At 73.8% G+C, this 25646-nt stretch carries 17 protein-coding genes and 1 pseudogene; 9 read left to right on the forward strand and 9 right to left on the reverse strand.

The genetic code is table 11. The features are described from left to right. Window positions 1–24: 24 nt before the first annotated feature. The 5 genes from ACZ47G_RS17075 to ACZ47G_RS17095 all read right to left on the reverse strand — a co-directional run bounded on the left by ACZ47G_RS17075 (window position 25) and on the right by ACZ47G_RS17095 (window position 5369). Window positions 25–861: a class II fructose-bisphosphate aldolase gene (locus ACZ47G_RS17075; RefSeq protein WP_465743393.1), complete on the reverse strand. Its 837-nt coding sequence runs from the start codon at window positions 859–861 to the stop codon at window positions 25–27. Continuing rightward, the gene (locus tag ACZ47G_RS17080; protein WP_465743395.1) at window positions 849–1811 is read right to left on the reverse strand and encodes a 1-phosphofructokinase family hexose kinase; all 963 of its coding nucleotides are present in this window, start codon (window positions 1809–1811) and stop codon (window positions 849–851) included. Before ACZ47G_RS17080 ends, ACZ47G_RS17075 begins: the two co-directional genes overlap by 13 nt. Next, on the reverse strand, window positions 1808–2728 hold the full coding sequence (locus ACZ47G_RS17085; RefSeq protein ID WP_465743397.1) for an ROK family protein: 921 nt from the start codon (window positions 2726–2728) through the stop codon (window positions 1808–1810). The genes ACZ47G_RS17080 and ACZ47G_RS17085 overlap by 4 nt, the downstream gene beginning before the upstream one ends. Continuing rightward, on the reverse strand, window positions 2725–3597 hold the full coding sequence (locus ACZ47G_RS17090; protein WP_465743399.1) for an SIS domain-containing protein: 873 nt from the start codon (window positions 3595–3597) through the stop codon (window positions 2725–2727). Before ACZ47G_RS17090 ends, ACZ47G_RS17085 begins: the two co-directional genes overlap by 4 nt. 281 nt (window positions 3598–3878) lie before the next feature. Next, window positions 3879–5369 (reverse strand): alpha/beta hydrolase family protein, encoded by a 1491-nt coding sequence (locus ACZ47G_RS17095; RefSeq protein ID WP_465743401.1) that lies wholly within the window; start codon window positions 5367–5369, stop codon window positions 3879–3881. Between the two features lie 328 nt (window positions 5370–5697). Here ACZ47G_RS17095 and ACZ47G_RS17100 point away from each other — a divergent pair, with 328 nt between their 5' ends. The 7 genes from ACZ47G_RS17100 (at window position 5698) to ACZ47G_RS17130 (ending at window position 17141) form a co-directional block, all read left to right on the forward strand. Beyond that, window positions 5698–6894, forward strand: coding sequence for a sensor histidine kinase (locus ACZ47G_RS17100; RefSeq protein WP_465743403.1), 1197 nt, complete (start codon window positions 5698–5700; stop codon window positions 6892–6894). Further along, window positions 6891–7562, forward strand: coding sequence for a response regulator (locus ACZ47G_RS17105; RefSeq protein ID WP_465743405.1), 672 nt, complete (start codon window positions 6891–6893; stop codon window positions 7560–7562). Before ACZ47G_RS17100 ends, ACZ47G_RS17105 begins: the two co-directional genes overlap by 4 nt. A gap of 530 nt (window positions 7563–8092) precedes the next feature. Next, window positions 8093–8323, forward strand: a complete 231-nt coding sequence (locus ACZ47G_RS17110; RefSeq protein ID WP_465743407.1) for a DUF5988 family protein — start codon at window positions 8093–8095, stop codon at window positions 8321–8323. A gap of 27 nt (window positions 8324–8350) precedes the next feature. Then, window positions 8351–13615, forward strand: a complete 5265-nt coding sequence (locus tag ACZ47G_RS17115) for a type I polyketide synthase (RefSeq protein WP_465743409.1) — start codon at window positions 8351–8353, stop codon at window positions 13613–13615. Window positions 13616–13715: 100 nt separating this feature from the next. Continuing rightward, window positions 13716–14738 (forward strand): SAM-dependent methyltransferase, encoded by a 1023-nt coding sequence (locus ACZ47G_RS17120; RefSeq protein ID WP_465743411.1) that lies wholly within the window; start codon window positions 13716–13718, stop codon window positions 14736–14738. A gap of 214 nt (window positions 14739–14952) precedes the next feature. Further along, entirely contained in the window at window positions 14953–15789 is an 837-nt protein-coding gene (locus tag ACZ47G_RS17125) for a spirocyclase AveC family protein (RefSeq protein WP_465743413.1), read from the forward strand. 65 nt (window positions 15790–15854) lie between these two features. After that, window positions 15855–17141, forward strand: a complete 1287-nt coding sequence (locus ACZ47G_RS17130) for an FAD-dependent oxidoreductase (RefSeq protein ID WP_465743415.1) — start codon at window positions 15855–15857, stop codon at window positions 17139–17141. Window positions 17142–17147: 6 nt separating this feature from the next. On the opposite strand, the pseudogene ACZ47G_RS17135 reads toward ACZ47G_RS17130, so the two are convergent. Next, window positions 17148–17411: pseudogene (locus ACZ47G_RS17135) on the reverse strand (transposase); the annotation flags it as partial. Between the two features lie 314 nt (window positions 17412–17725). Continuing rightward, window positions 17726–18442: a flavodoxin family protein gene (locus tag ACZ47G_RS17140; protein ID WP_465743417.1), complete on the reverse strand. Its 717-nt coding sequence runs from the start codon at window positions 18440–18442 to the stop codon at window positions 17726–17728. 220 nt (window positions 18443–18662) lie between these two features. On the opposite strand from ACZ47G_RS17140, the gene ACZ47G_RS17145 reads away from it, so the two are divergent. Both ACZ47G_RS17145 and ACZ47G_RS17150 read left to right on the forward strand, forming a co-directional pair. Beyond that, window positions 18663–19049 carry a hypothetical protein gene (locus ACZ47G_RS17145; RefSeq protein ID WP_465743419.1) on the forward strand — a complete coding sequence of 129 codons (387 nt, stop codon included), beginning with the start codon at window positions 18663–18665 and terminating at the stop codon, window positions 19047–19049. Between the two features lie 15 nt (window positions 19050–19064). Beyond that, entirely contained in the window at window positions 19065–21374 is a 2310-nt protein-coding gene (locus tag ACZ47G_RS17150; RefSeq protein ID WP_465743421.1) for an SAM-dependent methyltransferase, read from the forward strand. A 146-nt stretch (window positions 21375–21520) separates the two neighbouring features. Here ACZ47G_RS17150 and ACZ47G_RS17155 read toward each other — a convergent pair whose 3' ends face one another. Both ACZ47G_RS17155 and ACZ47G_RS17160 read right to left on the reverse strand, forming a co-directional pair. Further along, entirely contained in the window at window positions 21521–23695 is a 2175-nt protein-coding gene (locus tag ACZ47G_RS17155; RefSeq protein ID WP_465743423.1) for a hypothetical protein, read from the reverse strand. Beyond that, window positions 23692–25494 (reverse strand): HSP90 family protein, encoded by a 1803-nt coding sequence (locus ACZ47G_RS17160; RefSeq protein ID WP_465743425.1) that lies wholly within the window; start codon window positions 25492–25494, stop codon window positions 23692–23694. Before ACZ47G_RS17160 ends, ACZ47G_RS17155 begins: the two co-directional genes overlap by 4 nt. Window positions 25495–25646: the final 152 nt, after the last annotated feature.

Here is a 25646-nt window from a genome sequence, read left to right on the forward strand (position 1 = left end):
TCGCGCCCGCCCCTCCGGGCGGCCTCAGGCCGCCCGGAGGACCCCGAGCAGGCGGGTGACCTCGGCGGCGACCGAGTCGCGGCCCGCGCCGAGGTAGCGACGGGTGTCCACCAGGTCCTGCCGGGCGTCCAGGCAGGCGCGGACCGCGCCGGTGAAGGCCTTGTTGAGGTGGGTGGCGATGTTCACCTTCGTCATGCCGCACTCCACGGCGGCCGCGAGGTTCTCGTCGGCGACGCCGGAGGAGCCGTGCAGCACCAGCGGCACCGGGACGGCACGCCCGAGCGCGGCGATGAGGTCCAGATCGAGGACGGCGTCCCGGGTCAGCATGGCGTGCGAGCTGCCGACCGCCACGGCGAGGCCGTCCACTCCGGTGCTCGCCACGAAGGCGGCCGCCTCGGCCGGGTCGGTGCGGGCCCCGGCGGCGTGGACGCCGTCCTTGCCGCCGACCTCGCCGAGCTCGGCCTCGACCCACACCCCCGCCGCGTGGCAGTGGGACACCACGTCGGCCGTCGCCCGGACGTTGGCCTCGTAGTCGAGCGTCGAGGCGTCGAACATGACGGAGGTGAAGCCGAGCCGAACGCCCTCGCCGACCAGTTCGGGGGAGGTCACGTGGTCCAGGTGGACCGCGACCGGGACGGCGGCGGCCCGGGCGACGGCGAGCGCGGCCTCGCCGATCGGCGCCAGGGCCCCGTGGTAGCGCACCGCGTTCTCGCTGATCTGCAGGATCACCGGTGCTCCGGCGCGCTCCGCCCCGGCGACGATCGCCTCGGCGTGTTCCAGCTGGATGACGTTGAAGGCGCCGACGCCGTGCCGGCCGAGGGCGGCCGGTCCGACGATCGAGCCGGTGGCTACGAGGGGCATGGTGCTCCTTCAGCGGAGGAGGGCGGGGGTGCCGGGTGCACCGGCCGGACCGTCACCTCGCCCAGCAGCCGCTGGTGGTCGGCCGGGTCGAAGCTGCCGGCGAGCGGGGCGAGGACGGTCGCCGCGGCCAGGGCCACGGCGTGGGCGAGGCGTTCGGGCCAGGGAGTGCCGGCCACCAGGCCCGAGGTGAGGGCGGCGACGACGGAGTCGCCGGCCCCGGTCGGGTTGCCGTGCACCCGCTGCGGGGGCCGGGCCCGCCAGTCGCCCTCGGGGCTGCTGAGCAGCAGCCCGCCGGGGCCGAGGGAGACGGCCACGGCCCGGGCACCGGCCGCGCGCAGCGTGCGGGCCCCGGTGAGCGGGGCGACCGGGCCCGCGGTGGCGACGAGTTCGGCCGCGTTGGGCTTGACGAGCGCCGGGCCGGCGGCCAGTCCCGCGAGCAGGGCCGGGCCCTCCGCGTCCAGCACGGCGGGGACGCCCGCGTCGACCGCGAGGGCGACGAGGGTCCCGTACGCGTCCGACGGGACGCCCGGGGGCAGCGAGCCGGACAGCACGACCGCCTCAGCGGTGCGCAGCAGCCGGCGGTACCGGGCGGTGAAATGGGACCATTCGTCGCTACTGACGACGGGCCCGGGCTCCAGGTAGACGGTCGCGTCGCCGGCCGCCTCCTCGACGACCGTCACGGTGCGCCGGGTCGTTCCCCCGATCGGGACGAACTCCTCGCGCAGCCCGGCCTCGGCCAGGTCGGCCCGCAGCAGGTGCCCGGTGGCACCGCCCGCGAAGCCGGTGGCGACGGTGTCGTGGCCGAGGGCGGCGAGCACCCGGGCGACGTTCACGCCCTTGCCGCCGGCCCGCTCGGCCACCGTCCTGACCCGGTTGCTGCCGTGCCGGGCCACCCGGTCCAGGTGGTAGGTGGTGTCGACGGCCGCGTTGAGCGTGACGGTGAAGATCACCGGGCACCTCCGGGGGCGAGGTCGAGGGCGAGCAGCGCGGCGCCCAGGCTGCCGGCCCGGTGGCCGAGTTCGGCCCGTACCAGGCTCGGCGGGGGCCGGAAGGTCAGCCGCTCGGCGAGTGCCCGGCGGAGCGGGCCGAGCAGGTCCTCGCCGGCCCGGGTCAGGCCGCCGCCGAGGACGATCCGTTCCGGGTCGAGCAGGGTGGTGGCGGCGGCCAGTCCGTCGGCGAGCGCGTCGACCGCCTCGGCCCAGACCCGTACGGCCGCTTCCTCTCCGGTGCGTAGCCCCCGGTGCACGTCCTGGGCGGTGGCCGTGGGACGGCCCGTGCGGCGGGCGTACCGGCGGGCGACGGCGGCGGCCGAGGCGACGGTCTCCAGGCAGCCCCGGTTGCCGCAGGCGCAGTGGTCGCCGCCGGGCCGGACGACCAGGTGACCGAGTTCCCCGGCCGCGCCGAGTGCGCCGGTGACGGGCCGGCCCTGGTGCAGGACGGCGGCGGCGATGCCGGTGCCGACCGGGACGAACAGGAAGGAGTCGCTGTCGCGGCCCGCGCCGAGCAGCGCCTCCGCCAAGCCACCGGCCCGGACGTCGTGCCCGAACGCGACCGGTAGGCCGAGGTGTTCGGCCAGCCAGGAACGGACCGGGACGTCGTGCCAGTCCAGGTTGACGGCGCGCAGGACCGTCCCGGTGCGCTCGTCGACCACTCCGGGGACGACGATCCCGGCCGCCACCGGCGGGGTGTCCGCCCGGCGGGCGGCGTCGGCCAGTTCGCCGGCGCAGTCGAGGACGGTGTCGATGACGGCTCCGGGGCCCCGGTCGGCGCGGGTGAGCCAGCGTTCGGACCGGAGGACGGCACCGTCCTCGGCCACGACGGCGCCCTTGATCTCGGTGCCGCCGACGTCCAGGGCGATGACGGTCACGGCTGGGTGAGGATGATCGAGCGGGTCAGGTTGCGCGGCCGGTCGGGGTCGACGCCCCGGGCGTCGGCCAGCGCGACGGCGAGCCGCTGGGCGCGGATCAGTTCGGCCAGCGGGTCCAGGTCGGAGTGCACGACGGTCGCTCCGGTCGCCCGGACCTGGTCGAGCAGTCCGGCCGGCGGCTCGCCGAGGAACCAGACGACCCGGCCGGGGGCGCTGATGCTGACCGGGCCGTGCCGGTACTCCATGGCCGCGTAGGACTCGGTCCAATTGCCCGACGCCTCGCGGACCTTGAGGGCCGCCTCGTGGGCGAGGCCGGTGGTCCAGCCGGTGCCGAGGAAGGTGAACTGCTCGGCGGCGACCACGCCCTCGGGCAGGTCGTGGCGGAGCGCGAGCCGGGCCTGCTCGGGCAGTTCGGCGGTGGCGAGGCCGAGGTGGCCGCGGAGCAGGGCGAGGGTGGTGGTGGCGAACCGGGTCTGCACCACGGACTTCTCGTCGGCGAAGGACAGGTCGACGATCGTGTCGGCCGCGCCGGTGACCGGGGTGTCGAGGTCGCCGGTGATCGCGGTCGTCGGGGTTTCCGAGGCGTGCCGGAGGGCGTCGAGCACCTCGGTCGTGGTGCCGGAGCGGGTGATCGCGAGCACCCGGTCGTAACGGCGGGTCCGCGGGAAGGCGGAGGCGGCGAAGGCGTCGGTCTCGCCGAGGCCGGCGTCCTCGCGCAGGGCCGCGTAGGACTGCGCGATGTAGAGCGAGGTGCCGCAGCCCAGGACGGCTACCCGCTCACCGGGGCGGGGCAGGCCTTCGGGCTTCGCTTCCAGTGCCCGCGACCAGCATGCGGGCTGGCTGGCGATCTCCACGGCGACGTGTGACATGAAAACTCCTGCGCAAAGTTGCAGTGTTCTGCTTGAAGATGAGCACAACATAGACCAATCAATCAGAAATGAACACACGCCATCGACGGGCCGGGGTCCCGTCCGACCGACGCCAGCACGATCGGCTTCCTCGGCGAGCACCTTCGGCTCCACTGCCTCCGGCTCCACTACCCCCGGCTCCACTACCCCCGGCTCCGCTGCCCCGGCCGGCCCGGCACCGCCCGCGAGCAGTGTGGCCGGGGGCGGTGCGGCCGCGGCGGTGCGGCCCCCGGCGCAGCCGATCAGCGACCGTCGCCCGGGTGGTGGACCCTGAGCTCGCCGTAGGCCCGCAGGACGTCGGCCGGGTCGCCGGGCCTGCCCCGCAGGACGGAGTCCAGGAAGGCCAGGCTGGTCGCGGCGACGATCCGCGGGCCCCCGATACGCCCCAGCGAGCCCACGATCGAGGGCACCGGCGGCAGGTACAGCGGGCCGTCCATGAAGGTGAGATGGGCGGCGCCGGGAACGGTGAGCCGGTAACTCGTCGCGGTGCTGGACCCGAGCGCCTCGGTGAGGCGGGGCAGGTAGCGCGGGTCGGTTCCCGGGGTGACGGCCTGGGTGAGCGCCAGCACCGGCTGGGCGAGGGCGGGCGAGGTGGGGCCGTGGGGGTATCCGTCCAGGTCGATGACGGCGGCGAACCGGCGATCCTGCCGGGCCGCCTGCAGCGCGGCGGCACCGCCCATGGAGTGGCCGGCCACCGCGGCCCGGCCGGTGTCCAGGCGTCCGGTCAGCGGGTCGGCGCTCTCACCGTGGTCCAGGGCGTCCAGCCGGCCGAGGACGAAGCCGAGGTCGGCGGCCCGGACCGCCGTCCAGCCGGCCGCCAGCTCCTCGTCCTTGTCCGGGTCGCCGCTGGAGGCGGTCTCGGCGTAGATCGTCCGGCCGTCGGCGAGGACGACGGCGGCGGAGTCGTACGGGTGGTCGAGGGCGGCCACCACGTAGCCGTGGCTGGCCAGTTCCTCCGCCCAGGCGGTGTTCTGGGTGCGCACACCGCCCGAGCCGGGCGAGAACAGCACCACCGGGAACCGCTCACCACCACCGGCCACCGGGGCGTCGAAGACCGAACGGCTGCGGGCCCGCGGGACGCCGTCGACCAGGAAGCCCGGCAGGCCGACGCCGCGGGCCAGGGCGGCGGAGACGGTGCGCGCCTCCTGCTCCGTACGTCCGAGGTACTGGGCCCGCCGCGCCCCGGCCGGGCTCCGCTGCGCGGGGTACCAGAGCTGGACCACGACCGTGCGCAGGTCGTGCGGATCGGCGGTGAAGGTCTCCGGGCGGTGCGGGTCGGTCCACTGCACCACCCTGGTGCCCACCGCGAAAGCGCCGGACGGTTCGGGGAACGCGGGTACCGGAAAGGCCCAGGCGGCCACCGGGCCCGCGGCGATCAGCCCGGCGCAGGCCGCCGACCCCGGCAGCGCCAGCCACCAGCGGGCCCGCCGCACCGACCGGCCGGTGGGGCGTCGCAGCAGCGGGGCGAGGGCGAACGGCAGCGCCAAGGCGGCGCCGGCCAGTACCGGCAGCAGCTGCCAGCGGATTCCCAGCACGCCCAGCACGATCGCGGACGGCACGAGGACCGCCACCGCCGCGATCGTCACGCGCGGGCGGGCGGCGGGGGGCAGCCAGCGCGCCACCACCAGCGCGAGGGCGCCCAGCAGGGCAGGGATCTCCAGGGGGGACATGGGCAGTCCGGCGATGTTCTCGGTCACCCGGCCATGCTCGGCGCCGGGCATGCGCTGCCGCATCGATCACCGGTCGCCCTCGGGTGCGACCGGAGTCGCACTCCGCGGCCGGCCCGCGTGCGACCGGAGTGGCACCCGGGCCCGCCGGGTCCGCCGCCCCGCTGCGACCACGGGAGGTGGCGGGCCTCCTCCTGCGGTCGTACCCCGCGGCGGTGCCCTCCGACGGTGGGCTCATGTGCCGGGCGGGCCCGCGGCCTAGCGTGACAGGGCCGCGGTACGTGTCGGGCGGCGCGCGCGGCGTGCGGTCCCCGTACCCGGCGCGGCTCCGGCCGTCCGCGGTGGTCGCCCCGGGGCGGGGCCACCACTGACGCCGAATCGACAGGAACGCATGATGACCGAAGCGGCCGCGGCACCCGGCCGGGCCCGTCAGCCACTCCGGCGAGGGCGGGGCTCCCGGCTGCCACCGGTGGTGTGGGACTCGCTGCTGCCGGTCCTCCTGCTCCTCAACGTCCTCACCACCCGTGCGCCGCACGAGCTGCCGGCCGCCATCGCGCTCACCGCCGCCCTGACCCTGCCCCTGCTGTGGCGGCGCCGGGCCCCGCTCCCGGTGTTCGGCGCCGTGGCGGGCGCGGCCTTCGTCCAGTTGCTGATGAACGTCCAACTCCCGGCGGACATCGCCCTGTTGGTCGCCCTCCACACGGTGGCCGCGCACTCCGGCCGGCGCGCCACCTTCGCCGCCGCGGCCGTCATGGAGGCGGGGATCCTCCTGGCCTGTCTGCGCTGGGCACCGGACGGCGCGTTCCCGACCCCCTTCGTCGCGCTCACCGCGACGGCCGTCGCCACCGCCGTCCTCGGGCTGAACGCGCGCACCACCCGCGCCTACCTCGCCACCCTGGAGGAACGGGCCGCACGCCTGGAACGGGACCGGGAACAGCGGGCGCGGCTGGCCGTCGCCGAGGAACGGGCGCGCATGACCCGGGAGATGCACGACATCGTCACCCACAACCTGTCCGTCATGGTCGCGCTCACCGACGCCGCCGTCTACGCGCAGCACCGGGCACCCGACAAGGCCACCGCCGCGATGCTCCAGATCTCCGAGACGGGCCGGCAGGCCCTGACCGACATGCGGCGCTCCCTGGGCGTCCTGCGGACCGACGAACCGGACGCGCAGCGCCACCCGCTGCCCGGCATCGCCCAACTGGCCGCCCTCGCCGACCAGATGTGCGCCGCCGGGCTGCCCACCCGCCTCGAAGTCCACGGCGGCCACACCCAGGTACCCGCCACCGCCCAACTCACCGTCTACCGCCTGGTCCAGGAGGCCCTGACCAACGCCCTCAAGCACACCCCCGCCGGCACCCGGGCGACGGTCCGGCTCCAGTGCTCGACCGGGACCGTCACCGTGGACGTCACCGACAACGGCCCCCACCGGCCGCATCCCGCCGCCCCACCACCCGGCCACGGACTCCCCGGCATGCGCGAGCGCTCCGCCGCGTACGGCGGGACGCTGCGGGCCGGACCGCTCCCCGGCGGCGGCTGGGAAGTCCACACCCGCCTCCACCTCGACAGCACGGCGACGGTGCCCGCATGACGATCCGCATCCTGATCGCCGACGACGAAGCACTGCTCCGAATGGCCTTCACCACCGTCCTGGAGGCCCAGCCCGACATGGCCCCGGTCGGCGAGGCCGCCGACGGCGGCCAGGCCGTCCGCCTCGCCCGGGAACTGCGCCCCGACGTCGTCCTGATGGACGTCCGGATGCCCGGCACCGACGGGATCGAGGCGACCCGGCAGGTCATCAAGGCCTGCCCGCAGAGCAGAGTGCTGATCCTCACCACCTTCGACCTGGACGACCACGCCTTCGCCGGACTCGACGCCGGGGCCTCGGGCTTCCTCCTGAAGAACACCAGACCCGAGGAACTGCTCACCGCCATACGCAACATCGCCGCGGGCGACGCGGTGCTCTCCCCCCGGATCACCCGCCGCCTGCTGGACGACCTCCGCCCCCACCTCCCCGCCGCCCGCGGCGCCGCCCACGACGACCGGCTGAACCGCCTGAACCGGCTCAGCACCCGCGAACGCGAGGTCCTCGTCCAGGTCGGCCACGGCCTGTCCAACACCGAGATCGCCGCCACCCTCCACCTCGCCGAGGCGACCGTGAAGTCCCACCTAGGCCGGATCCTGCACAAACTCGAACTCCGCGACCGGATCCAGGCCGTGGTCTTCGCCTACGAAAGCCGCCTCGTCCACCCGGCCTGACCGCACGGCCGGAGCCGGACTCCAGCTCGACCGCGGACCGCCATCGCCCTGAGGCGCCGAGGCCTCTACCTCCGTGCGGCGCCCGGTTCTCGCGCCGGCAGGCCGCGGAGCAGCGTGTCGAGGAACAGGATCGGTTAAACCATCCCGAGCCTGAATAGTCAAGGGGCGCATAGGCGCATTCACCGGAGTGCGCGGAGTGCGCGCATCCGCTCCCGCTCCGCCCCCCTTGCCAGCTGCCACTCCGCCTGACTGAATGACAGGGAATCGCGCGCACCGGTGGTGCTTCCCACCGGGCCGTCGAATCGATCTTCCTCGGACTCCACGGTCGGCTCCGGATGTTGACGGGCCGGATCCTGGCCTCGGGCCCTCCCCGGCGGATCGGTTCCCCGTCGCGCCGGGCTCGGTTTACGGACCGCGGCCGCCCATGCGGACCGCGCCTCGAGCGGCGTGATCACCCATATCCCGTCGTGCGATGCGGATCCCGTCCAAGCCCTTCGCGGACGCACATCCCTGTGTCGGATGGTGATGCCATGCCAGCCCATGCCGAGTCGAATCCGGGCGAGCTCGTCGTCCTGTGCGGTGGCCCGTCCGGGCTGCCTCCGCTGCACCGGATTCCGGACTCCGATGCCGGCTCCTCCCGAGTCGTCGTCACCTTCTACGGACGGCACCAGCACTTCGAGCGCACCTGCGCGACCGTGTCCGTGCACGGCACCCAGGTCCCGGTCTTCCAGTGGTCCTACAGCACAGCGGTCGCGGAATAGGCGACCGGAGAACAGGCGGAGGCACTCATGTCGGCATCGAATGCAGAACCGATCGCGGTGATCGGGATGGGCTGCCGGTTCCCCGGCGGAGTCGGGACCCCGGGCGGACTGTGGCAGTTCGCGGCCGAGGGACGGCACGCGGTCGGGCCGGTCCCGTCCGCGCGGTGGGACGCCCCGCGGCTGGCGGCCCACCACGATCCGGGGCTGCGGGAGCGCGCGGCCGTGGGCTGCTTCCTCGACGGGGACGTCTGGGCGTGGGAGCCCGAGGCGCTGGCCGTGGCACCGGCGGAACGGTGCTGGGTGGACCCGCAGTCGCGGGTCATGATGGAGGTCGCCTGGGAATCGGTGGAGCACGCGGGTATCCCGGTGGACCTGGTACGGGGCTCGCGGACCGGCGTGTACATCGGCACGTACGCGCCGGACAACCTGTTCCGGGAGGTCCGGCCGGTGGAGGACGCCCCCAACAGTCCGTTCCTGTTCGGGAACTTCCCCGCCGGAACAGCGGGCCGGGTCGCGTTCTCGATGGACCTGCGCGGTCCGGTCATGGTGATCGGCACCCACTGCTCGTCGGGCCTGGTCGCGCTGGACGCCGCCTGCGGGGCGCTGTCGCTGCGGGAGTGCGACATGGCCCTGGCCGGCGGGGTCCTGCTGATGCTGTCGCCGCAGACCCACCTGATGGAGGCGCCACTGCTCCTCTCCGCCGGCGGAGCGTGCCGCGCCTTCGACGCCGGGGCGGACGGATACGTGCGCGGCGAGGGTGCGGGCGCCGTGGTCCTGAAGCGCCTCGCGGACGCCCGGCGGGACGGTGACCGGATCCTCGCGGTGATCCGGGGCAGCGCGGTGAACAACGACGGACAGGCCACCCGGATGACCGCGCCGTCCAGCGAGATGCAACAGCGGCTGTTCCGGACCTCCGTCGAGCTGGCGGACATCGACCCCGGGGACGTGGGCCTGGTGGAGGCGCACGGGCCCGGGACCGCGGTCGGGGACCCGATCGAGTACTCCTCGATCCAGGCGGTCTACGGACACCGCGGCCGGGGCCGGTGCGCCCTGGGCTCGGTGAAGACGAACATCGGGCACACCGAGCCGGTGTCCGGGATCGCCGGACTCATCAAGGCCGTCGAGTGCCTGCGGCGCGGGACGATCCCGCCCAACCGGAACTTCACCCGCTGGAACCCCGGCATCGACCGGGAGCAGCGGTCACGGCTCTTCGTCCCGACCGAGCTGACCCGTTGGCCCGTTCCGGGACGTGGCCGGCTCGCCGCGGTGTGCTCCTACGGCGTCAGCGGCACCAACGGGCACGTCATCCTGGAGGCGCCGCCGGCTCCCCGCCGAAGACCGACGGCCGCGCGGAGGAGCGAACCCGCGCCGGGCGCGCGGTTGTTCCTCCTGTCCGGATCCTCCCGGGCCTCCCTCCTGGGCGCGGCCCGGCGCCTGGCCGACTGGGCCGAGGCCGATGGCTCGTCGGTCCCCACCGGCGACATCGCCCACACCCTGGCGCTGCGTCGCCGTCACGCCGAGTTCCGGCTGGGGATCGTGGCCGATGGCACCCGTCGACTCGCGGAGCTGGCAGGCCGGTTCGCGGACGGGTCAGAGGTGGAGGGCGTGGTGAGCGGCTCGCCGGTGCTGCCGGCCGGGCATCCGGGCGCGGTGTTCGTGTTCACCGGCCAGGGATCGCAGTACCCGGGGATGTGCCGGGAACTGCTCGACAGCGACCCGGTGTTCGCCGCTGCGATCGACCGGATCGAGCCGCTCATCCATGCCGAGTCCGGTCTCTCGCTGCGCGAACTCATCCTCCATCCGGAGGAGTTGAAGGGTGTCGACCGTATCCAGCCGGTGCTCTTCGGCGTACAGGTGGCGCTGGCCGCGCTGTGGCGTTCGTGGGGCGTGGAACCCGCCGCGGTGGTGGGGCAGTCGCTGGGCGAGGTGGCGGCGGCCGTGGTCGCCGGGCTGATCAGCCCGCAGGACGGCGTCAAGGTGATCTGCCGCCGCTCCCGGATCCTGGCCCGGATCGCCCACGGCGCGATGGCCTCCGTCATGCTCGGCGTCGCCGACACCCGGGCCGCCCTCGCTGCCGCCGGCGCCGACCGGGTCGACATCGCGGTCGTCACCGCCCCCCGCACCACGGTGGTCTCCGGCGATGCTCAGCAGGTACGCGCCCTGGTCGCCCGCTGGAACGAGGCGGGGGTGGTGGCCCGTCTGGTCGACGTGGACGTGGCCTCGCACTCGCACCAGGTGGATCCGGTGGTGGAGGAACTGCGCGACGCCCTGGCCGATCTGGAGGGAGGTCGGCCCACGACCGTGCGCTTCTACTCCACCGTCAGCGGCGATCCCCGCGATCCGGGCCCGCTGGACGCCTCGTACTGGGTGCGCAACCAACGGGACACCGTGCAGTTCCAGCACGCCGTGGGTGCCGCGCTCGACGACGGCCACCGACTGTTCATCGAGTGCACCGCCCACCCGCTCGCCGCCCGTCCGATCGCCGACACGTCGACGGAGCTGGGCATCGGCGACGTCGTCGCGGTCGGCTCACTGCGCCGCGACGGTCATGATGCCGAAACGTTCCTCACCCACCTGGCCGCCGTCCACGGCGCGGGCTTCGACGGCATCGACTACGCCTCCCGCTACGGCGGCGGCCGCCTGGCCGACGTCCCCACCACGTTCTGGAACCGCACCCGCCACGGTGGCACCGCCCCCGCCCACGCCCTGGTCGCCGCCGGGCTGGCCGGCGCCACCCAGCACCCCCTGCTCGGCGCCCACGTCCACGACCCCGACCAAGGCGGCCGGCACCTGTGGCAGACCCCGATCAGCCCGGCCCGGCTGCCCTGGCTGGACGACCACCAGGTGGCGGGAACGCCCGTCCTGCCGGGAACCGGCATCGCCGAGATGCTGCTGGCCGCCGGCTGCGAGGTCCTGCACACGGACCGGGTCACGCTGAAGGACCTGCGCATCGAGGCGCCGCTGGTCCTCGATCCCGAGCCCGCCGCCGTCACCAGGCTCGTCGAGCGGGACGGCGCACTGTACGGCCAGGTGCTCACCCGCTCCGCCGACGGTGTCGTCGTCCACGCCAGTGCCACGATCCACCCCGCGCCCGAACAGGGGGCGTACCCCCCGCCGAGGGAGGACGGACCGACCGAGGAGTGGACCGACGCCAACCCGGAGGACCTGTACCGCCACTTCCGCGAACGCCACAACGTCTTCCACGGACCCGCCTTCACCGCGATCGACCGCATCCGCCTGAACCCCGACCGCACCCGCGCCGTCTCCGCCCTGCGCACGGCCGACACCGCCCGCGTCTCCGCCGCGGCACTGAGGCTCCACCCCGCCCTCGCCGACGAGTTCGTCCAGACCGCCGTGGCGGCCTGGCTGGCCCACTGCGCCACCAGCCCCGGCCCGGTGGTGGTCGCCGGGTTCGACACCGTCCGCCTCCACGGCCCCACCGGTCACGCCCGGTTCGCCGACGTGACCCTGGAACAGGCGGACGACCTCGCCTGCACCGCCTCCGGCACGCTCACGGAGGCCGACGGCACCGTCGTCGCCACGATCACCGGACTGCGGCTGGCCAACATCACGCCGCCCGAACAGCGCTACGCCGACCGCCTCTCCCACCTCGCCTGGCAGCCCCAACCCGCACCGCCGCTGCCCGCGGCGACCGACCAGCAGTGGCTCGTCGTGTCGCCGGAGAGCGCCCCGTGGGGCGAACGGCTGACCGCCATGCTCCACGAGCACTCGGCCGGCTGCCGGCTGATCCACCACTCCACGGACCGTCCCGTGGACCCCGGCCTGCTGGCCCACGCTCTGGACGACGACGCCCACCCACCGGTCACCAGCGTCCTGCTCGTCCTGGACGCCCCGGACACCGACCCCACCCCGGCCGACGCCCGTCGGGCCGTCCGGCACACCCTCGCCGTCCTCACGGCACTCGCCTCCCGTGCAGCGCCACCGCACCTGCGCGTGGTGTGGCGCGGCGACCGGCCCCTCGCCGCCGCCGGACTGCGCGGCCTCCTGCGCGTCGCCGCCTTCGAGCACCCCGAGATCCAGCCCGGCTACGTGGTGATCTCCCACGACACCCCACTGGAGAACGTCCTCGCCGATCTGCTGACCACCGGTCACATCGCCGAGATCTGCTGGCGTCAGCAGCTCCGCGCCGTCGCCCGCGTCCGGACCGGCCCGCTGCGCCCGGCCCCGGCCCCGGCCGATCCGCGTGTCATCCGTGCAGACGGCAGCTACCTGATCACCGGCGGGCTGCGCGGACTCGGCCTGCTCACCGCCCGCCGCTTCGCGGAACGCGGCGCCCACGGCCTGGTCCTGCTCGGCCGCTCCGCCCCCGGCCCTGCCGTCCGGCGCGACCTGGACTCCCTGTGCTCCGTCGGAGGGGGAACCGTGGTCGAGACGGTCGCCGGCGACGCGGCCGATCCGGACACGATCCGTCACTGTGTGGAACTCGCCTCCGGCATCGGCGAGTTGCGAGGTGTCGTGCACGCGGCCGGCGTCGTCGAGGACGCCGTCCTCACCCGGATCGACGATCCGCTGTTCGATCGCGTGTGGCGCGGCAAGGCCGAAGGGGCCTGGGCCCTGCACCGACACCTCGGTGAGTCGGAGTTGGACTTCTTCGCCCTGTACTCGTCCGTGGCCTCCCTGCTCGGCTCCCCCGGCCAGGGCGCCTACGCCGCCGCCAACGCCTACCTCGACGCCCTCGTCGCCCACCGCCGCGCCCAGGGCCTGCCCGCCACCGGCATCCACTGGGGTGCCTGGTCACAGGTCGGGCGCGGACAGCACCTCGCCCAGCGCGGGTTCGTGATGATCAGCCCCGAGGAGGGCATGGACGCCCTCGAACGCATCCTGGCCGAGGACCACCACCAGGTCGCCTACTCCCCCATCGACCCCCGCCTCTGGACCGCTTCCTACCCCGCTCTACAGACCTCCGTCCTCCTGGCCGACGTCCTCACCGGCACGGCCGACGGCGAACCGGCAGCCACTCCCGTCCTCGACGACCTCCGCGCCGCAAGGACCGCCACCGGACGACACCGACTCCTCACCGACCTGGTCATCGGCCTGGTCCGCGAACTCCTCGGCGGCACCGGCCGCCACATCGGCCCCCACACCAGTCTGGTCCTCCTCGGCCTCGACTCCCTGGGCGCCGTCCAGCTCCAGCAGCGCCTCACCCGCGCCCTGCACACCACCATCGCGCCCGGCGTCATCTGGACCAAGCCCACCGCGGCGACCCTGGCCGACTGGCTGCTCGACGCCATGGCGCTGGACGAAGTCCCGTTGGACGACTCGTCGCGATGACGGTCTCCCCCGCCGATCGCGGGGGTCAACCGGCCGCCCCGGATGGACCGGACGTCCTTCAGCAAGAACAGCGAGAACAGCGAGAACACGGGAGAGTCCCATGACATCCGACCCCGAACGCCCCCTGCCCGAGGGCTTCCTGACCCTCGAAGGGCAGGAACGATTCCTCGACGTCTTCCTGCCCGTTCGCAACCAGGTGCTCCACGACTTCTACCACTCCACCACGAGCGGCCACGAGGCCACGCCAACGGCCCTCCACAAGTGGCGCGCGGCGATCCGGCTGCTGGGCACCCGAGGCGACGAGACCGTGCCGCAGCTGTACCGCCGCTACTACAACCGCCTGTTCGCCACGATCTGGCTGGCACTGAACTGGGGCCCCTACACGCCCGAGATCCGGAACACCGCCGACCGACTCCGGCGCATCCACCTGTCCCAGGTCAACTCCGTGGACACCTGCTGGCGGCCCGCGGTGGAGAGCGCGCCCGCGGACGGACTCCTGGTCGAGGTCGGCACGGGCCTCAGCGACGGATGGGCCCGGATCGCCCTGCTGATGCCGCACGTCCGGATCGAGTCGATCACCATCGAGCGCGACCAGGCCGACATCGGACGCCGCATCGCCGAAAAACTCGGACTCTCCGACCGGGTCCGGTTCAGGGTGGGCGACATCTTCTCCCCGGGAACCGTCCGGGACCTGGCCGGCCGGGCCGACGCCGTCACCGCCATGGGCGTCATCCCGCACTTCCCTCCGCCCCGCAAGGCCGAGGGGCTCCGGGCGATGGCCGCCATGCTCAAACCCGGCGCCCCGCTCCTGATCTTCGACGCCTACCGCACCCGGCCCTTCTCGCCCTTCATGGACCGGGCCCTGATCCGCTCCCTGAGCTGGTACCCGGCCCGCGAGGACTTCCGGAAGGCGTTCGACGACGCCGAACTCGCCCTGCTGCGGTTCGACGCCCATCCGGCCGCGAGCTGCCTCCAGTTCGCGGACGACACCCGCGGCACCGACAGCCTGCGCGAGGAGTTCGGCCCCTTCATCGCCTGGCTGTTCCCGAGAATCGTCAGCGGCTTCATGAAGGGCCTCCTCAAACCGCAGGAATCGGTCTACGTCTCAGCCGTACGACGGTGACCGAGACCGAGACCGAGACCCAGACCACCGTCCTCACGATCCCTCCTCGAGCACAGGCGGTGCCCGCACCATGTCCCGTTCCCGTTCCGGACGTTCGGCGAATGCAGCAAGGACGGCCGTCACGAACCGCCCTGCGACAGCGCGGTGGTGGCGCGCCCCCGTCACCGCGTGGGCCGCGGTCGGGATCGTCTTCCTGGCCGCGGAAGCATGGGTGATGTCCCGCTGGGCCATCGGCGGTGCGCGCTGGTTCCCCGCCGGCTCCTACGGTGCCGGACCCCGGCGCAGGTGGGCCCTGGAGGCCTACCAGGTCCTCAGCATCGCGGGTGTCGTGGCCAGCGTCTGGTGGTCCGTCCTGCGCAGTGTGAGGCGACGGGCCCTCGCCATCGAGACGATGGTGCTCATCGGGTACCTGACCTCGTTCTGGCTCATGCCGGTGGTCAACTACGGCGGCCAGGTGGCCGCCTACAGCAAGTACCTCATCGGAACCGGCGACTGGGGGCCCACCGTCCCCGGCTGGCACGGACCCCCTCCCGGCGCGCACCCCCAACCGCTCTTCGTCGGCTGGTTCGCGCTCGCCGAGGCCATGCTGTGGGCCGCACCCACGCTCCTGGTCCTCGAACGGGCCGAACGTCGACGCCCACAGCTCTCCGGAGCCCGGCTGCTCCTGACCGCCCTCGCCACGGCCATGGCCGTCGAGATCGCCCTCGAACCCGTGATGGTCCTCACCGGCGCCTACGTCTACGCCCGGGCCGTCCCCTGGCTGACCCTCTTCGCCGGCCACTGGTACCAGGTCCCGGTCTACGCGATGGTCATCGCCGCGACGGTGTACGGCGTCATCCCCGCGCTGCTCTGCCACTACCAGCGGCGCCCCCGGGGGACACCCGTCCTCCGGGGCCTGCGAACGCTTCCCCCCTCGACACGCCCATGGGCCTCGCTACTGGCCGTCGTCGGCGTCGCCCAGACCAGCTTCCTGGTGCTGGCCGTCAGCTACGCCGTCATCCCGGCGATCGCCGGCTCCTCCGCGGTGGATCTGCCCCCGCACCTCCGGTAGGCCATCGCACCCGGGCCGGGCGCGAGCGGGCCGGGACGACGGACAAGAATCGAACAGGAACCCTGATGAGACCAGTCTCGGAACACGCCGTGATCATCGGGGGAGGCTTCGCCGGCCTGCTGGCCGCCCAGGTACTCGGCGACGCCTTCGCCCACGTCACCGTCATCGAACGCGACATGGGGCCCGACCCGACGGGCCATCGGCGGGGCGCCCCGCAGGCGCCCCATCCCCACGGCCTGCTGCACCGCGGGATCACCACGCTGGAGACCCTGTTCCCCGGCATCGGTGATGAATTCCAGGACCGCGGTGCGGCCCGGTTCGACTTCGGGCAAGGCGCTCGCATCCTCTTTCCCTCCGGCTGGGCACCGGTGGGCGCCACGGGTGTCCAGCACCTAGCCGGTAGCCGCGCGCTGCTCGAAGGAACGATCCGCCGACGGGTCATCGGCCTGCCGTCCGTCGAACTGGTCCATGGCGTCGTCACCACCCTGCTGTGGGCCGGCAACCGGGCCATGGGCGTCGTCGATTCCACCGGTCGAACGTTCCCTGCCGACCTGCTCGTCGACGCGTCCGGCCGTACCTCGCGGCTCGTCGACTGGCTCGTCCGGGCCGGCCACCCCGCACCACCTGTCGTCCAGGTCTTCGCCGGCCTTTCCTACGTCACCCGCCGCTACGAGGGTGTCCCGCCCGGCGACTGGCACATGTCCGCGGAGCTGACCTACGCTCCTACGATCCAGCGGGGAGGACTCGTCCAGTCCATCGAGGGACAGCAGACCCTGGTCACCCTCATCGGTGCGAACGGGACACGCCCCCCGCACGACGAGCAGGGATTCCACGCCTACGCCTCGACGTTGCGCAACCGCCATCCGGTGGAGTCCATCAACGGAGGAACAGCCATCGGCAGAGCTCACCGCTACGGAGGACTGGACAACCGCTGGAACGGCTACCACAGGATGCCCACCTGGCCGGAGAACGTCATCGCCCTGGGTGACTCCGTCGCCGCCCTCAACCCGATCTACGGACACGGCCTCACCGTCGCCGCCCTCGAAGCCCTGGCACTGCGCAACCTGATGCACCACCACCGACGGGCCGGCTTCGGCAGGAGGTTCCAACGCGAAGCCGCGGACCTCGTCCGCGTGCCCTGGCTGCTCGCCTCGCTCGCTGACACCGCCTGGCGGCCGGAGCACGGATCGAGAGCCATCCGATCGGGCGCCTGGGCCCTCCACCGGATCCTCACCCGCCTCCCTACCCACGCCCGGCTCTACCGCGACCTCGTCAGCGTTCAGAACCTCCTCGCCCACCCCGTCATTCTGGCTCCGGCAACCCTTGGTCAGGTAAGAGAGACACCTTCATGAACCTTCCGCTACACCCTCGACAACTTGGTCGGTGATCGTCGAGATGGTCTGCTCGGACACCTCCGCGCCGTAGACCTCGGCCAGGTGCGCGGAGGTCCCGCTGTGCGTCAGCCCGCGGGCGGACAGCGAAAGCAGCATCGCATCCACCCCTGACAGGCTCCGCCGCCGCTTGCGGACCAGCTACGGCTCGAACGAGCCCTCGCGACCCCGGGGAACCTCGATCTCGACCGGGCCAACCTCGGTCAGCACGGTCTTCGACCGGGTGCCGTTCGCGCGGGCCCGGTCTACCAACTGGCTATCGGGAAGCACCCGCCCAGTGGCTGTCGCGGGTCGAGGGGGCAGATCGGCGCTCCCGGGCGCGCTCGGAGCTCGGACTAGGACGGTGGCGCTGGGCCTGTGGTGACCTGCACCAGGTCCCCCGGCTCGACCGCGCCACCGTGCGCCAACTGCTGCTGGAGGTACAACCGGACCACTCTTCACCTGCGCGCGCACCGCTGTTCTGTCCCGTCCCGCACCTGAACGGGGCTCCATCAAGCGATGGGGTGGGCAGCAAAACGTCGGCCACCGCCCGCTTCCCACGGTCTTCAGCGGTGTTCGGGGTTCTCGAAGTCGAAGCGGCAGCCGGCGTCCCACTCCGAGCGCTGGTTGCCGTGAGCCGGGATGCCGCCCGCGTCCTTCAGCATGCGGGCCAGGTGGAGTTGGTTCCAGGTCATGAAGGTGGTGTTGCGGTTGGTGAAGTCGTTGTCCGGGCCGCCGGAGCCCTCGTCGAGGTACGACGGTCCGGGGCCGGCCTCGCCGACCCAACCGGCGTCGGCCTGCGGCGGGATGGTGTAGCCGAGGTGCTGGAGGCTGTAGAGCACGTTCATCGCGCAGTGCTTGGCGCCGTCCTCGTTGCCGGTGATCAGGCAGCCGCCGACCCTGCCGTAGTAGGCGTACTGGCCCTCGGAGTTGAGGATCGAGGAGCAGGCGTAGAGGCGCTCGATGACCTTCTTCATCACGGAGGAGTTGTCGCCCAGCCAGATCGGGCCGGCCAGGGTGAGGATGTCGGCCGACATCACCTGGGAGTAGATGACCGGCCAGTCGTCGGTCTCCCAGCCGTGTTCGGTCATGTCCGGCCAGACGCCGGTGGCGATGTCGAGGTCGACGGCGCGCAGGACGTCGACGGCGACGCCCTGGCGTTCCAGGATGCCGGTGCTGACGTCGATCAGGCCCTGGGTGTGGCTGCGTTCCGGGGAGCGCTTGAGGGTGCAGTTGATCACCAGGGCGCGCAGGTCGGCGTACGAGGTCGTCGGGTCCGGCACGGGGCCTCCTTGGGGCGGTACGGGAGGCCGGTCGGGTGGCGGCTCCGGGCACAGCTCACCAGGCCGGTCGGCGGAGCGCGCGCGGTGCTGGGCCGGTCGCCTGACGGACCGGGGCAGCGAGGGCTCATCGTGGTCACGTGTCCGGCCTCGTTGCCCCTGTTCGACCGAACGCGCGTTCAGTAGCATGGGCCCGCCTCCTACCGTGGCCCCGAGGGGACGAGTGACCGCCGTGATCACCCTGACCGCAAGCAGCCTGCCCGTCGACGCCGTGGACGCCGTGAACTTCACGGACGTCGTGGACATCGACGTGGACATGGACCTCGCCCTGGCCGGCGACGCCGGCCCGGCGCTCCCGCCCTTCGGTGCTCCGCTGCTCCCGCCGGAGCCCACGCCGCAGGTCATCCAGATGGAGCCGACGCCGCCGCAGGTCATCCAGATCCGCTTCGACCTCGACGGCCCGGTCCTGGCGGAGCCCGCGTCGCAGATCGTGCAGACCTACGTCCAGCTCGACCCCCCGGTGCTGATCGACCCGCTGCCGCCGCAGGTCACCCAGGCGATCGTCGACCTCGTCGACGGACGCGCGGTCGACGCCGCCGAGACGGCCTGAGGCCCGCACCACCCCATGGACTCCGCGCGCCGCTACACCCGGCCCTTCGACCGCTTCCCCTCCCGACGCGAACACGAGGCCCGCTGGGCCGAGTTGACCCGCGCGATCGCCGCCGCCGGCCCGCCCGGCGGTGAACCGGCCGAGCGGCTGGGCGAGTTGACCGTCCTCGGCTCCGGCATCGAGGCGGCCGGCTTCACCCGGGCCGACGAGCGGCTGCTCCGCGAGGCCGACCACGTCTTCCACTGTGTGGCGGACCCGGCCACGGTGGTCCGGATCAACGCCTGGCGGCCGGATGCCTACGACCTCGGCGTGCTCTACGACGACGCCAAGGACCGCTACCTGACGTACGTCCAGATGTCCGAGGCCGTCCTGCACTTCGTCCGCGCGGGGCGGAAGGTCGCGGCGGTCTTCTACGGCCACCCGGGCATCTTCGTGCTCTCCAGCCACCGCGCCGTCCGGATCGCCCGCCGGGAGGGCCACCGCGCCGTGATGCGGCCCGGCATCAGCGCGCTGGACGTGCTCTGCGCCGACCTCGGGGTGGACCCGAGCACCCCCGGCATGCAGACCTTCGAGGCCTCCGACCTGCTGATCCGCGGCCGGCGGATCGACCCGGGCCTGCACCTGGTGCTCTGGCAGGTCGGCATCGTCGGCGAACTCGACTACCAGCGCGCCGGGTTCACCAACCGCCACCTGCCCGTGCTGCTGGACCGGCTGGAGGAGGTCTACGGGCCGGACCACACCGTGGTCAACTACGTCGGCGCCCGCTACCGCGGCCTCGACCCCGTCACCGCCGAGCACACCGTCGCCGCCCTGCGCGACCCCGCCGTGCAACGGACCGTCACCAGCGCCTCCACCTGGTACCTGGCGCCCACCGAGGCCGCTCCGGCCGACCCCCGGGTACTCCGCCGCCTCGGCCTGCTCCGGCCCGGCCAGACCGTCCGCCCGCCCGACGGCCCGCTGCGCGTCATCGACGAGTACGGCCCGCGCGAACTCGCCGCCCTGGACGGCTTCGCCGGGTTCCGTGTGCCGGCCGGCTTCCACTGGCAGGAGGACACCCCCGGCGCCCGCTTCGTGCTCGCCCTCGGCGAGGACAGCGCGCTGCGCGAACGCTACGTCCGGGAGCCGGCCGCGGCCGTCGCCGAGTGGGCGCCACCGGAGCTCGGCGCGGCCGAGCGCGCCCTGCTGGCCCGGCGCGAGGACCTCGCCCTGCAGGCCGCCGCCCGGGGCGTGCGGCAGCGGCCCGCACCGGAGGCGGCCGGGCGGCTGCGCACCCTGCTCACCCGCAAGTCCGAGGCGCGCAAGCTGCTGCGGGACGGCACGGCGGGCTGGCCGTCGATCCGGCAGGACCTCGACTCCGTCCTGGCCGGGGCGCTCCACCCGTGGACGGGCCTGTACGGCACGCCGGACGGCGAGCTGTCCGTCTACCTCCTCGGCCGCGCGGGCGACCCGCCCCGGCACCGGGTCCACGTCGACGGCCGCCGGATCGCCGACCCGCGCTACGAGCGCGGCGTGCTGCGCTGGCGCGAGGCGGACGGCAGCCGCGGCGAGCTGCGGACCGAGTTCGGCCGCGACGGCCGGCGCCGATTGCTCGGCACCGTCGGCGTCACCGGGCGCGCCGTCTGCCTGACGGAGTACCCGCTGCCGGAGACCCCGCCGCTGGCCGACCTGGTCGGCGGGTACCGCACCGCGGACGGCCTGCGCGTTGACGTGGCCCCCACCGCCCCCAGCACGGTCCCGCGCCTGCGGGTCAGTGTCGACGGCGAACCCGTCACGGCCGCGGTGCTGATCGGACCGACGGGCTTCGACGTGGACGGCGTCACCGTCCCGTTCACCCGGGCACTGCCGGACGTCCCGCCGTGCCTGTACGGGGACTACCGGCTGCGGCTGCCCTCACCCCCGGACGGCGGCGGCGGTGCGAAGCTGCGGGTGTCGGCGGAGGGGGTCACCCTCGACGGACAGCCCGTGCCCAAGGCCGAGGCGAGCGGGCGGCGCCTCGGCTGGCAGGACGGACCGGACGCCGTACCGAGCGCCGAACTCACCCTGCTGCTCGACCCGATCACCCTGCACCCGATGCTCTTCGGCACCGGCCGGACGGCGGACGGCGAACCGTTCCCGCTGGTCGGCATGGTCCCGGTCGACGCCGAGGCGGCCCAACGGCTCGCCGAGCGGCCGCAGTTCGGCATCCCGGCCGGCCCGTGGGCCCACCTGACCGCGCTCGCCGCCGAGGCGAGCCGGGACGGCGGGCTGTTCTGGTGGCACGGCTGGGAACAGTCGGCCGCCGCCCTGCGGACCGTCGAGCGCGCCCTGTGGGAGGGCGGGCGATAGCCCGCACGCTGCCCGAGGGCCCGGGGGGGCGGCGGCACGGCGGCGGGGGCCCGAGGCCGGCCGGCCGGTCGGTTCAGTCGGCCCCATGCGGTTCAGTCGGCTCAGTCGGCTCAGTCGGCTCAGTCGGCTCAGTCGGCTCAGTCGGCTCAGTCGTCGAGATCCTCCAGGTCCAGGCCGTGGTCGTCCAGCAGCTCGGCCAGTTCCTCCTCGGCACCCCGGGCCCGCAGGGCCTTTCCGATGAGGATGACCTCCTCCCAGGACTCGTACGGGTCCTCCAGCAGCGCGAGGGCGGCCCGGGCCGCCTCCTCGGCGGCCGCCACGTCACCGAGGCGCAGCTGGACGTGGCCGAGGCCGGTGAGCGCACCACCGCGGCGGTCGGCGGCTTCGGTGGCCGGGTGCGCGTCCAGCAGGGCGAGGGCCGTCCGCAGCCGGTCGGCGGCCTCCTCCAGCCGGCCGATCGCGTCCAGGTGCTCCGCGTAGCCGATCAGGATGGCCACGGTGGGTGAGACGGCCTGGTCGCTCAGGCGGCCCGCGGCCGGTCCTTCGCCGGAAGCGACGGGCGCACCGGACTCGCCGAGCAGTCGGCCGAGGACCGCGCGGGTCTCCCCCAGCAGGTCGGCGAGAAGGCCGTCGACGAGCACGCCGTCGGTGGGCTCGCCGTCGGTGGGATCGGTGCCGGTGGGCTCGGTGTCGGCGTTCGGGTGCTGGGCGAGCGCGGAGCCGAGCGCCGTCAGCGCCTCCTCCTCCCGCCCGGCGGCCGCGAAGCCGCGCGCTGCGCTGAGGGACCAGGTGGCGCCCTCGGTGCCGTAGGCCAGCCACGTGCCGAGGGTGGCTTCGACCTCCGGGCGCGGCGGCAGCGGCGTGGCCGGAGCGGTGTCTCCCGGCTGCTGCCCCCACGGGTCCGCGTCCAGGATGTCGTGCAGCACCCGGATACCGGAGCCGCCCAGGTTGTCCAGGCGTTGGGCACGGGCCAGCAGCCAGCGGCAGGCCGCCGCGTCCACCGCCAGGCCGAGCCGGTCGAGTTCGCGGACGGCCTCCTCGGCGGCCTCCGCGGCCGAGGCGTACTGCTCGTCGGTGAGCAGCACCTCGGCGGCGGCCGCCCTGGCGCGGGCCGCGCCGACCAGGTCGCCGGCGGCCGTCCGGGCCGCGACCTGGTCGACCAGCCGCTGGACGCGCGCCCCGACCCGGGAGTTCAGGTCGCGCTCGAAGACCGACAGCGGTAGGGGTTCGCCGATCGGGCCGGCGGCCATCAAGTCCCGTATTCGGGTGCTCTGGTGGCTGTTGCCGTCGCGGGCGTCGAAGCGCGCCGCGATGGCGAGGGCGCGCTCGCGCAGTTCCACCGCGAGGTCGGCCGCGCGGGCGTCGGGGCGGCGCTTGCCGTCCGCGGTGGGGAAGCGCAGCACCGCTCCGCCGTCGTCGCCGCTCTGCTCCTGGCTCCGGGAGAGGACGGCCACGGCGGCCGCGGCGAACTCCATCTCGGTCAGCGGGGTGCGTGGCCGGTCGAGCCAGCAGAGGTGGCGCTCGATCTGGTCGAGTCCGCGTCCGAGGTTGCCGGTGTGCACGCAGAACAGCAGGTTCAGCGCCAACTCCGCCAGGTGGTGGGGGTTGTCGCGGATCCGCCGGTAGGCGGCGCGGTGCGCCTCGACGGCCCGTTCGCCCAGGCCGGAGCGGACGAACGGCAGCAGCAGCTCGGAGTGGATCAGCTGCGGTTGCTCGGTGCAGCCGAAGATCACCGCGGACTCCCCGACCCGGATCGCCTCAGCGTCCCGGCCGAGCGCCACCAGGGCCCGTACCTGACTGCTCGGCACGCAGCCCGCGCAGTCGGAGAGGGCGTCCCGGCGGGTGAGCGCCATCTCCTCGTAGTAGCCCTGCGCCCGCTCGAAGTCGCCGACGTACTGCGCCGCGTCGCCGCGGTGCTGGAGGACGGCGTGCATGCTGTGGCCGCCCCGGCGGTAGCGCCGCTCCATGTCGTCCAGCAGGTCCGTGCCGCGCTGCAGCGGGATCTCCGGGAACTGGTAGACGCTGGAGACCATCCACTTGAACTGCCACAGCAGGCTGCGCTCGTGCCCGGAGCCGAAGCGGTGCGGCTCCCGGTCGTAGGCGGCCAGACACCAGGAGAAGGTGAGGAAGGCCTTCTCCGGCACCCAGCTGTGGTGGAACACCGAGGTCGCCGACATCCGGACCTCGAAGGCGAACTCGACCAGCCCGAGGGCGTCGGCGTGCCGGATCACCTCCTCCAGCGCGGCGAACTTCGCCGCCCCGCGGGGCATTCCGTGGGTGCTGTTGTAGAGCTGCCGCAGCTCCTGCTCGGTCCGGCTCATCGCGCGCCTCCGGCGACGGCCCGGCCGATCAGGCCGAGGAAGGACTGGTTGAGCGCCGCGGTGTCGGCCGGGCGCAGCGGGTGGTGGCCGAGCAGCAGCGCCTGGGCGTAGAGGCCCTCCAGGCACATGGTCTGGAGTTCCGGGTCGGCCAGCGCGAGGACCTGGCGGGCCAGCGGGTTGCGGTGGTTGAGCACCAGCCGGGGCCTGGTCGGCGCGTCGGCCTGGAAGCTGCCGAGGATCGCAGCCCAGGTGTCGTCCACCTGCTCCCGGGCGCCCTGGACGTCCAGTTGGAAGGCGGTGTCCTCGTCCAGGAGGTAGAGCGAGGGCAGCCCGGACGGCTCGAAGGAGCGGACCAGCAGGTCGCAGCCGAGCCGGTCGAGCACCCGGTCGGCCACGGCCAGGAACGGGGCGATCGCCCGCTCCTCGGCCGCGTCCAGGCGTTGCAGGTGGGTGGTGAGGTCGGCGGCGCGCAGCTGCTCGACCTCCAGGGCGCGGTCCACCGTGGCGAGCCGGTCGATCAGTTCGGCGTCGTAGACGTAGCCGGCGTTGACCACGGCCAGGCCCTGCGCGGCCGCGACCGGCGCCAGCTGCCGGAACTCGTCCAGCAGCGGGGTGAAGCGCAGCAGGCCGTAGCGTTCGGCGAACTCGGTGAGGGTCAGCGGGCCGACGTTGGTCTCCATCGGCCAGAACTCGGCGACCAGGCGCAGCATGGACTCGTCGTGCACGGCCAGCGCCTTGACGCCCAGGTGGTGGACGCGCAGGAAGGACCGCAGCCGGGCGGGCTCCTGTCGGCTCAACCGCACCAGCCAGCCGCGCAGTCGGTCGCCGAGGGTGTCGCGGGTCGCCTCCAGCAGCGAGTCCTCGTAGAGCGCCTCGCGGCTGGCGGTGGGCCGCAGTTCCGAGGTGTCGACGACGCAGCGCACGAAGAAGGCCCACTCCGGCAGCAGCCGCTCCGCCCGCTCGGAGAGCAGCATCTGCTTGAGGTACACCCGGTGCGCGGCCGGGACGGCCGGGTTGGCCGGCATCGGCAGGACGAAGGCCACGCCGCGCAGGCCCGCCTCGGCGGCGGCCACGTCGATCACGTCGAAGGGCGTGAAGCCGAAGACCTCCTCGCAGTACGCCTCCAGGCGGGCCCGGCGGGCCGGCTCGCCCTCGCCCTCGGGGCGGTCCCAGGGGGCGGGGCCGCCGGTGACCGGGGCACCGTCCACGGTGACCGGGTGCGGGAGGCGGGCGCCGTAGTGGGTGACCAGTTCGGTCACGGCCCGGCGGGTGAGCAGGTGCTCGCAGCCGGGCCGGGGCCGCAGGGTGACGGTGGTGCCGGTCTCCGGGCGCTGCTCGTCGGCGGGCGCGGGCTCCACCGAGTAGGCGCCGTCCGAGCGGCCGTGCCAGCGCACGGTGGGCCGGCCGGCCCGGCGGGTGGTGACCTCGATGGCGTCGGAGACCATGAAGCAGGACAGCAGGCCGATGCCGAACTGGCCCATGAACTCGTGCCGGGCGAAGCCGAGGTCGTCGCGCTTGGAGCTGCGCCCGATCGTCGCCAGCAACTCGTGCACCTGCGCCTCGTCGAGGCCGATGCCGTTGTCGCTGATGGTCAGTGAGCCGTCGCCGCTCGCGTCACTGGACGTGAGCTCGATCCGCGCGTCCGGCCACGCCGCGCCCGCGTCGCCCGACTGCCGGGCCGTGATCGCGTCCACGGCGTTCTGCAGCAGCTCGCGGACGTACACCTGCGGGCTGGTGTAGAGGTGGTGGCTCAGGAGGTCGACGATCCCGCGCAGGTCGACGCGAAAGGTTTGGCTCAACGGACTCTCTCTCAGTTCGGGGTCGGGAGCACCCTAGAACGGGGGTGCGACACCGCAAACCGAATATCCGCGCGAGCGGCGTCCGGAGAGTCGAACGGCCGGGCGGCAATCCGACGGCGAGGGGATCACCGCAGGTCAGCGACCTGGTGACG

The organism is Kitasatospora sp. NPDC030952 (assembly GCF_055571335.1).

Excerpts from the sequence above, each read along its gene's own strand:
- ACZ47G_RS17075 (WP_465743393.1), bottom strand. The coding sequence starts at position 861 with ATGCCCCTCGTAGCCACCGGCTCGATCGTCGGACCGGCCGCCCTCGGC.
- ACZ47G_RS17090 (WP_465743399.1), bottom strand. The coding sequence starts at position 3,597 with ATGTCACACGTCGCCGTGGAGATCGCCAGCCAGCCCGCATGCTGGTCG.
- ACZ47G_RS17095 (WP_465743401.1), bottom strand. The coding sequence starts at position 5,369 with ATGCGGCAGCGCATGCCCGGCGCCGAGCATGGCCGGGTGACCGAGAAC.
- ACZ47G_RS17100 (WP_465743403.1), top strand. The coding sequence starts at position 5,698 with ATGACCGAAGCGGCCGCGGCACCCGGCCGGGCCCGTCAGCCACTCCGG.
- ACZ47G_RS17105 (WP_465743405.1), top strand. The coding sequence starts at position 6,891 with ATGACGATCCGCATCCTGATCGCCGACGACGAAGCACTGCTCCGAATG.
- ACZ47G_RS17110 (WP_465743407.1), top strand. The coding sequence starts at position 8,093 with ATGCCAGCCCATGCCGAGTCGAATCCGGGCGAGCTCGTCGTCCTGTGC.
- ACZ47G_RS17115 (WP_465743409.1), top strand. The coding sequence starts at position 8,351 with ATGTCGGCATCGAATGCAGAACCGATCGCGGTGATCGGGATGGGCTGC.
- ACZ47G_RS17120 (WP_465743411.1), top strand. The coding sequence starts at position 13,716 with ATGACATCCGACCCCGAACGCCCCCTGCCCGAGGGCTTCCTGACCCTC.
- ACZ47G_RS17125 (WP_465743413.1), top strand. The coding sequence starts at position 14,953 with ATGTCCCGCTGGGCCATCGGCGGTGCGCGCTGGTTCCCCGCCGGCTCC.
- ACZ47G_RS17130 (WP_465743415.1), top strand. The coding sequence starts at position 15,855 with ATGAGACCAGTCTCGGAACACGCCGTGATCATCGGGGGAGGCTTCGCC.
- ACZ47G_RS17150 (WP_465743421.1), top strand. The coding sequence starts at position 19,065 with ATGGACTCCGCGCGCCGCTACACCCGGCCCTTCGACCGCTTCCCCTCC.
- ACZ47G_RS17155 (WP_465743423.1), bottom strand. The coding sequence starts at position 23,695 with ATGAGCCGGACCGAGCAGGAGCTGCGGCAGCTCTACAACAGCACCCAC.